This is a genomic window from Xanthomonas sp. PPL134 (genome assembly GCF_040595915.1).
GTDB lineage: Bacteria > Pseudomonadota > Gammaproteobacteria > Xanthomonadales > Xanthomonadaceae > Xanthomonas_A > Xanthomonas_A indica.
In genome coordinates this window covers 1-7,085 of the sequence record NZ_JAMDLL010000025.1, presented here as the reverse complement: position 1 = coordinate 7,085, position 7,085 = coordinate 1, and the positions used below count along the sequence as shown (strand labels likewise).

Genomic DNA, 7,085 nt, shown 5'->3' with positions numbered 1-7,085 from the left:
TGCGCGCTCCGGGTCCGCGGATGCACCGGGGATTCGCGGAAGGGGCATCCTGCCCCTGCCGCGAACGGCGCACATCCTTGTGCGCCGCCCTTCGGGTGTTTCCCCGGTCCATCCGCCGCTGCGGAAGGGAACCCGGTAAATCAAAAGCCAGAGCAACGGCAACAGCAGAAACAACAACAAAAGCAACTACCAAAGCAACAGCAACAGCAACAGCAACAGCAACAGTCGATGCTGTCGTGCTATCGAGCAAGAGCACGGCATCTACCGGCTTCGGTCGGCACCGCGGCAACACGCGACCAACGCCACAAGGGACAAGCGATCCTCAAGAGCCGCTGGTGACACGCAAGACAAGACGCGCAGCGAGCGCCGCCTGAAGCACAGCACTCACGCATGACGGCAGTCGTGCGCTCACGCATGACATCAGTTCCGGCGGTACGCCCCGTACATCGAGGCTGGGAACGGAAAGCGACAACCGGCTTTCCCGATTCCCCATTCCCATTTCCCCACTCCCGACCCTACAGATCAAACCCCAGCAACAACGGATCGTGGTCCGAACTGCGCCACGGGCCGGGCAGATCGCGCTCGCGGTAGCCGTCGCTGTCGGGCAGATCGGCGTTGACGTGCCATTCGGCGGCGCCGCGCAACCGCGCTGCCAGCGCCGGGCTCAGCAAGGCGTGGTCGAGGCGGCCGCTGAGGCCGCGATAGACGAAGCTGTAGGGCTGCGCGACATGCGCCTCCTGCAGTGCATCGCGCCAACCGGCGTCGCGCAGCAGGCGCAGCGGATCTTCCATCGCGTAGGCGTTGAAATCGCCGAGCAGCACGCTGGCCGTGCTGCCGGCGCCGGTGGGATCGCTACGCAGCCACGCGTCCAGGCGGCGCGCCGACGCGGTGCGGGTTGCGTTCCAGCAGCCCTGGCCGTCGCCGCGGTCGGCGTCGGCGCCAGTTGCGTCGCCACAGCCCTTGGACTTGAAGTGGTTGGCCACCACCACGAACGGCGCGCCGTTGCCGCGGCGGAAGGCCTGCGCCAGCGGCACCCGGCTGTGCTCGGCGAACGGGCCGCCTTCCAGCACCGCCGGCTTGCCCACCGGGCTGACCCGCGAGGCGCGGTAGATCAGCCCGACCCGGATCGGGTTGTCGCCGGGACCGTGCCCGGCATCGACGAAGCGCCAGTCGCCACCGCCGGCGTTGAGCGCGTCGACCAGGCTGGCGATCGCCGAGGTCGGGCCGTAACCGTCGTTCTCCAGTTCCATCAGCGCGGCGACGTCGGCCTGCAGCGGTCGGATCGTCGCCACCAGCTTGCGCAGCTGCGCCTGGAACTCGGCGGCCGTGCGCGCGCCGCGCAGGGTCGGGAACCCACCGCCGCGGCCGTCGCCGTTGAAGAAGTTCTCCAGGTTGAACGCGGCGATGCGCACAGTGCCGTCGACCTGCGGCGGCGCCGGCTCCGGCGGCGGCGTCAGCTGCAACGCGGCGGTCGGGTACAGCCGCGCGACGCCGTCGATCACCCCGCCGACGATGCCCTCCACGTCCTGCACCGTGCTGCCCGCGCGCGGCGGCGCAGTGGCACTGCCCAGATAGTCCGGGAGTTTTGCCGTTGCCGTTGCCGAAGTCGGAGTCGGAGTCGGAGTCGATGCACCGAGCGTGCCCAGCCGCAGTCCGCGCCGCGCATTGTCGGCGACGACCGCCGCCTGCTCGGCGCTGCCGGGCGCGGCCACTTCGCTGGGCTGCCACAGGCGCCCGCCGAAGGCCACGCCGAGTTCACCGGTCTTGCCCAGCGCATCGTTGTCGACCACGGTCAGCGGCGCGGCGATGCGCACGCGCATGCCGGCCAGCGCCGACCAGTCGGCCGGCGCCGCGTCGAGCACCTGCAGCGGCAAGGGCTGCGCCCGCGCCAGCACGGTGTGGCCCTGCTCCAGCACGCTGCGCCCGACGAAGGCCGTGCCGGCCTTGGCCGACGCCGCGGCCTGCGGCGCCAGTTCGCCCCAGACCCGCACGCGGTCGCCCGGCGCCAGGCTGCGCTCGGCATCGCCGCGTACCAGCAGCGCGTCGGCGGTGAGCGGATCGTCGTCGCCGGCGTCCTGCACCAGGTAGCCGCTGCCGCCGGCCTCCACCCGCGCGGTGACCACCCCCTCGAATACCACGCCCTGCGCCTGCGGACCCGGGCGCAACTGCCCGATCGGCAGCAGCGTCGGCGGCGTCAGCGCCTGCGCGGCGGGGGCTGCGACCAGCAGCAGCAACGACAACAACGATGGCGGCGGCATGCGCATGCGATCACTCTCCTTGTTTGGCGCCGGCACGCGACGGGCGCGGAAACGACTGCGCCGCCCGAAGGCGGCGCAATGGCGTGCGGGAGGCGCAAGGTTACTTCAGGTTGGCCAGCATCCAGTCCACGGTGGCGTGGATCTGCTCCTCGGTGAGCCCGGGATTGCCGCCCTTGGGCGGCATGATGCCGCCGTCGGGGCCGGTATAGCCTTCGATGGCGTGCTTGTAGAGCGTGTCCTTGCCCTGCGCGATGCGCTTATCCCAGTGCGCATGGTCAAGCGTCGGCGCCTTGCCCACGCCGGTGGTGTGGCAGGCGGTGCACAGGTTGTTGAAGATGGTCTTGCCGTCGGTGGTGCCGCCGTAGGCCGCCTGCGCCGAGGCCTTGGCCAGTGCCGCCGCCTGGGCGGCGGCCTGCGCCGCGGCGCCGGTGCTGCCGGCGTAGACCGCGCCGACCGGGGCGATGCGCTCCTCTGTGCGCTTTTGCGCAATCGGCGACACCTCCGGCGGGATGGCCCGCTGCAGGTAGTGCGCGAACACGATCAGGCCGAGGGTGATCAGCACCAGCAGGCCGATCACCATCGAGAAGCGCTTGAGAAATTCGAGGTCGTAATTCCGCACATCACACCCCTTTGGCACGTGGTAATCCGGACCACCGCTACGCGGCCGAGTATAGCCAGCGTTTGCGCCGCGCGGCACGCCGCGATGGCACGGAATCGCAGGCGATGCGTGCTGCATCGCAGCAGTTCGGCGCAGGCGACGCGGTTGATCGCGCTCAGCTGCTGCCCACCGCGCGCAGGCAGAACCCGCACACCGCCTCGACCAGGCGCTCGCTGTCGCGCGGGCCGTCGCGGCTGGGCGCGGTCGGGCCGACCAGGGCCTCGGTGTAGGCGCCGACCAGGCACGCGGCCGCCGCCTCCAGGTCCTGCGCGGGGAACTCGCCGGCGGCCACGCCGTCGGCCAGGATGCCCTTGAACACGTCGCCGAGCAGGCGCCGGCAACGGATGCGCTCGGCGTCCACCTCCGGTTCCACCGGCTCGGCGATGAAGGCGTAGGCCAGGCCGGGGCCGGCCAGGGCGCGGCGCACGAACGAGGCGATGGCATCGCGCAGGCGCTGCGCCGCCGGCGCCGGCGCGGCGGCGATGGCGCGCAGGATGGTCAGCTCGTGCTCCACGGCGGCGGTCAGCACCTCCACGAACAGTTCGGCCTTGGACGGGAAATGCCGGTAGATCAACCCGGTGGAGACCCCGGCCTCGGCCGCCACCGCGGTCACCGGGGCACCACGGAAGCCGTCGGCGGCGATCAGCCGGCGCGCCGCCAGCAGGATCCGCTGGCGGTTGCCGGCGAGGCGTTCTTCCATCAGGGCGGAGCGTTTGTAGGCCATGGCGTGATTCTAAGTTCAATTAATGAATTTCTGTTCACTTCTTTGCCGTTCCCGGCTACGCTGGGCGCTCTTGCCCGGCGCGGGTCCGATTCTAGGCGCCGCCCGCCACCTGCCATCCCCGGAGCTGCCGCCATGCTGATGCCGTCGTTGAATTTCGAGTTGGGCGAGGAGGTCGACCTGCTGCGCGACAGCGTCGCCGCCTTCGCCGCGCGCGAGATCGCGCCGCTGGCCGAGCAGGCCGACCGCGACAACGCCTTCCCCGCGCCGTTGTGGCGCAAGCTCGGCGAACAGGGCCTGCTCGGCCTCACCGTGGAGGAGGAGTACGGCGGCAGCGCGATGGGCTACCTGGCGCACGTGGTGGCGATGGAAGAGATCTCGCGCGCCTGCGGTGCGATCGGCCTGTCCTACGGCGCGCATTCGAACCTGTGCGTGAACCAGCTGCGCAAGAACGCCAGCCCGGCGCAGAAGGCGCGCTACCTGCCCAAGCTGTGCAGCGGCGAGCACGTCGGCGCGCTGGCGATGAGCGAACCCGGCGCCGGCTCGGACGTGGTGTCGATGAAGCTGCGCGCCGAGGCCCGCGGCGATCGCTATGTGCTCAACGGCAACAAGATGTGGATCACCAACGGCCCGGACGCCGACGTGCTGGTGGTCTACGCCAAGACCGACCCGAGCGGCGGCGCGCGCGGCATCACCGCGTTCGTGGTCGAGAAGGAGATGCCCGGCTTCAGCACTGCGCAGAAGCTGGACAAGCTCGGCATGCGCGGCTCCAACACCTGCGAACTGGTGTTCCAGGACTGCGAGGTGCCGGCCGAGAACGTGCTGGGCGAGGTCGGCGGCGGCGTGCGCGTGCTGATGTCCGGCTTGGATTACGAGCGCGTGGTGCTGTCCGGCGGCCCGCTGGGGCTGATGGCGGCGGCGCTGGACGTGGTGCTGCCCTACGTGCACGAGCGCCGCCAGTTCGGCGAACCGATCGGCAGCTTCCAGTTGATGCAGGGCAAGCTGGCGGACATGTATGTGGGCCTCAACGCCTGCCGCGCCTATGTGTACGCAGTGGCGCGCGCCTGCGACGCCGGCCGCACCACCCGCCAGGACGCCGCCGGCGCGATCCTCTACGCCGCCGAGAAGGCGACCTGGCTCACCGGCCAGGCGATCCAGGTGCTGGGCGGCAACGGCTACATCAACGACTATCCGACCGGGCGCCTGTGGCGCGACGCCAAGCTCTACGAGATCGGCGCGGGCACCTCCGAGATCCGTCGCATGCTGATCGGCCGCGAGTTGTTCGAGCGGACCAAGTGATGCGCGGCGAAAAAGGTATCGGCCGACAGGCCGTTCCGGCGCCATCGCGTCGGGGCTGATCCCGCAACAGGGACAAGAGCCCTCCCACAGTCGCCGCCCACCCTTCCCTCCTCCCTCCACGGCCCAGCCATGAGCGCGATCCAGACCCAGTTGCAACCCGGCAGCGACGCCTTCGCCGCCAATGCCGCCGCGCTGCGCGCGGTGGTCGACGACCTGCACGCCACCCAGGCGCGTATCGCCCTGGGCGGCAGCGAGGCCGCCCGCGCCAAGCACCAGGCGCGCGGCAAGCTGCTGGTGCGCGAGCGCATCGACGCCCTGCTCGACCCGGGCAGCGCGTTCCTGGAGATCGCGCCGCTGGCCGCGCTGGGCCTGTACGACGACGAGGTGCCGTGCGCCGGCGTGGTCGCCGGCATCGGCCGCGTCTCCGGCGTGGAATGCGTGATCGTCGCCAACGACGCCACGGTCAAGGGCGGCACCTACTATCCGATCACGGTGAAGAAACACCTGCGCGCGCAGGAGATCGCCCAGCAGAACCGCCTGCCGTGCATCTACCTGGTCGATTCCGGCGGCGCGTTCCTGCCGCTGCAGGATGAGGTGTTTCCCGACCGCGACCACTTCGGCCGGATCTTCTACAACCAGGCCAACCTGTCGGCGCAGGGCATCGCCCAGATCGCCTGCGTGATGGGCTCGTGCACCGCCGGCGGCGCCTACGTGCCGGCGATGAGCGACGAGACGGTGATCGTGCGCGAGCAGGGCACCATCTTCCTCGGCGGCCCGCCGCTGGTGAAGGCCGCCACCGGCGAGGACGTCAGCGCCGAGGACCTGGGCGGCGCCGACGTGCACACGCGCATCTCCGGCGTGGCCGATCACTTCGCCGACAACGACCTGCAGGCGCTGGCGCGGGTGCGCGCGATCGTGGCCCAGCTCAACTGGCGCAAGCCGGCTCCGCCGCTGGCGCTGCGCACGCCGGAGCCGCCGCTGTATCCGGCCGAGGAACTGTACGGGGTGATCCCGGCCGACCCGCGCAAGCCGTTCGATGTGCGCGAAGTCATCGCGCGGGTGGTGGACGGCTCGCGCCTGGACGAATTCAAGGCGCGCTACGGCACCACCTTGGTCACCGGCTTCGCGCACGTGCACGGCTATCCGGTCGGCATCGTCGCCAACAACGGCATCCTGTTCTCCGAGTCGGCACTGAAGGGCGCGCACTTCATCGAGCTGTGCGCGCAGCGCGGCATTCCGCTGGTGTTCCTGCAGAACATCACCGGCTTCATGGTCGGCCGCAAGTACGAACACGGCGGCATCGCCAAGGACGGCGCCAAGCTGGTGATGGCGGTGGCCTGTGCCAAGGTACCCAAGTTCACGGTGGTGATCGGCGGCTCGTTCGGCGCCGGCAACTACGGCATGTGCGGCCGTGCGTACTCGCCGAACTTCCTGTGGATGTGGCCGAATGCGCGCATCGGGGTGATGGGCGGCGAGCAGGCCGCGAGCGTGCTGGCGACGGTGCGCCGCGACGGTATCGCGGCCAAGGGCGGGCAGTGGTCGGACGCGGAGGAGGCGGCGTTCAAGGCGCCGATCCGCGATCAGTTCGAGCGCCAGGGCCATCCGTACTACGCCAGCGCACGGCTGTGGGACGACGGGGTGATCGATCCGGCACAGACGCGGCGGGTGTTGGGGCTGGGGCTGTCGGCGGCGTTGAACGCACCGGCGGAGCCGAGCCGGTTCGGGGTGTTCCGGATGTGAGCGGGCGCATGCGCTCGCGGTGGCAGGCGCGCGTGCGCCGGGATCGACGGTGGCCACGCAGGTGGTCGCAAGCGATGCGTGGGGCAGCGTGCCCGGCGGTGGCCCGTTTGATCGGCTCTGCGGCAGCGGCCAATGCGGCGGCCTTCGCTTTTGCTCCCGCTTTTGCTCCTGCGGTTGCTCTTGCTTTGCCTTTGACTTACCGGGCCCCCTCGGCACGGCAGCCACGGCGGGGAAAAACCCGAAGGGCGGCGCACATGGATGTGCGCCGTTCGCGGCAGGGGCAGGATGCCCCTTCCGCGAATCCCCGTCGTGGCTGCGGACCCGGAGCGCGTAGCGCGGAGGGCGCGCTGCGGGGTGTGCTTTCTTTTGGTTACTTTTCTTTGCACAAGCAAAGAAAAGTAACTCGCCG

Annotated in this window: 6 protein-coding genes; 2 read left to right on the top strand and 4 right to left on the bottom strand. The window is 70.4% G+C overall.

Features of this window, described 5'->3' with window-relative positions:
• The 4 genes from M3U25_RS20490 to M3U25_RS20475 all read right to left on the bottom strand — a co-directional run.
• A partial coding sequence (locus M3U25_RS20490; protein WP_355503869.1) for a hypothetical protein occupies nucleotides 1-256 on the bottom strand: 256 nt, incomplete at its 3' end.
• Between the two features lie 259 nt (nucleotides 257-515).
• Nucleotides 516-2,264, bottom strand: a complete 1,749-nt coding sequence (locus M3U25_RS20485; RefSeq protein ID WP_355503867.1) for an ExeM/NucH family extracellular endonuclease — start codon at nucleotides 2,262-2,264, stop codon at nucleotides 516-518.
• Nucleotides 2,265-2,358: 94 nt separating this feature from the next.
• A complete protein-coding gene (locus tag M3U25_RS20480; protein ID WP_160946985.1) occupies nucleotides 2,359-2,877 on the bottom strand; it encodes a c-type cytochrome in 519 nt (172 codons plus the stop codon).
• Nucleotides 2,878-3,031: 154 nt separating this feature from the next.
• On the bottom strand, nucleotides 3,032-3,640 hold the full coding sequence (locus M3U25_RS20475) for a TetR/AcrR family transcriptional regulator (protein ID WP_242161602.1): 609 nt from the start codon (nucleotides 3,638-3,640) through the stop codon (nucleotides 3,032-3,034).
• Between the two features lie 132 nt (nucleotides 3,641-3,772).
• Between M3U25_RS20475 and M3U25_RS20470 the strand changes: the two genes are divergently transcribed.
• Both M3U25_RS20470 and M3U25_RS20465 read left to right on the top strand, forming a co-directional pair.
• On the top strand, nucleotides 3,773-4,936 hold the full coding sequence (locus tag M3U25_RS20470) for an isovaleryl-CoA dehydrogenase (protein WP_355503865.1): 1,164 nt from the start codon (nucleotides 3,773-3,775) through the stop codon (nucleotides 4,934-4,936).
• 129 nt (nucleotides 4,937-5,065) lie between these two features.
• Nucleotides 5,066-6,676 carry a carboxyl transferase domain-containing protein gene (locus M3U25_RS20465; protein WP_242161604.1) on the top strand — a complete coding sequence of 537 codons (1,611 nt, stop codon included), beginning with the start codon at nucleotides 5,066-5,068 and terminating at the stop codon, nucleotides 6,674-6,676.
• The last annotated feature ends 409 nt before the right edge of the window (nucleotides 6,677-7,085 follow it).

Bases quoted from the DNA above. Each gene is read 5' to 3' on its own strand.
- M3U25_RS20465 (WP_242161604.1), top strand. From the start codon at position 5,066: ATGAGCGCGATCCAGACCCAGTTGCAACCCGGCAGCGACGCCTTCGCC.
- M3U25_RS20475 (WP_242161602.1), bottom strand. From the start codon at position 3,640: ATGGCCTACAAACGCTCCGCCCTGATGGAAGAACGCCTCGCCGGCAAC.
- M3U25_RS20485 (WP_355503867.1), bottom strand. From the start codon at position 2,264: ATGCGCATGCCGCCGCCATCGTTGTTGTCGTTGCTGCTGCTGGTCGCA.
- M3U25_RS20470 (WP_355503865.1), top strand. From the start codon at position 3,773: ATGCTGATGCCGTCGTTGAATTTCGAGTTGGGCGAGGAGGTCGACCTG.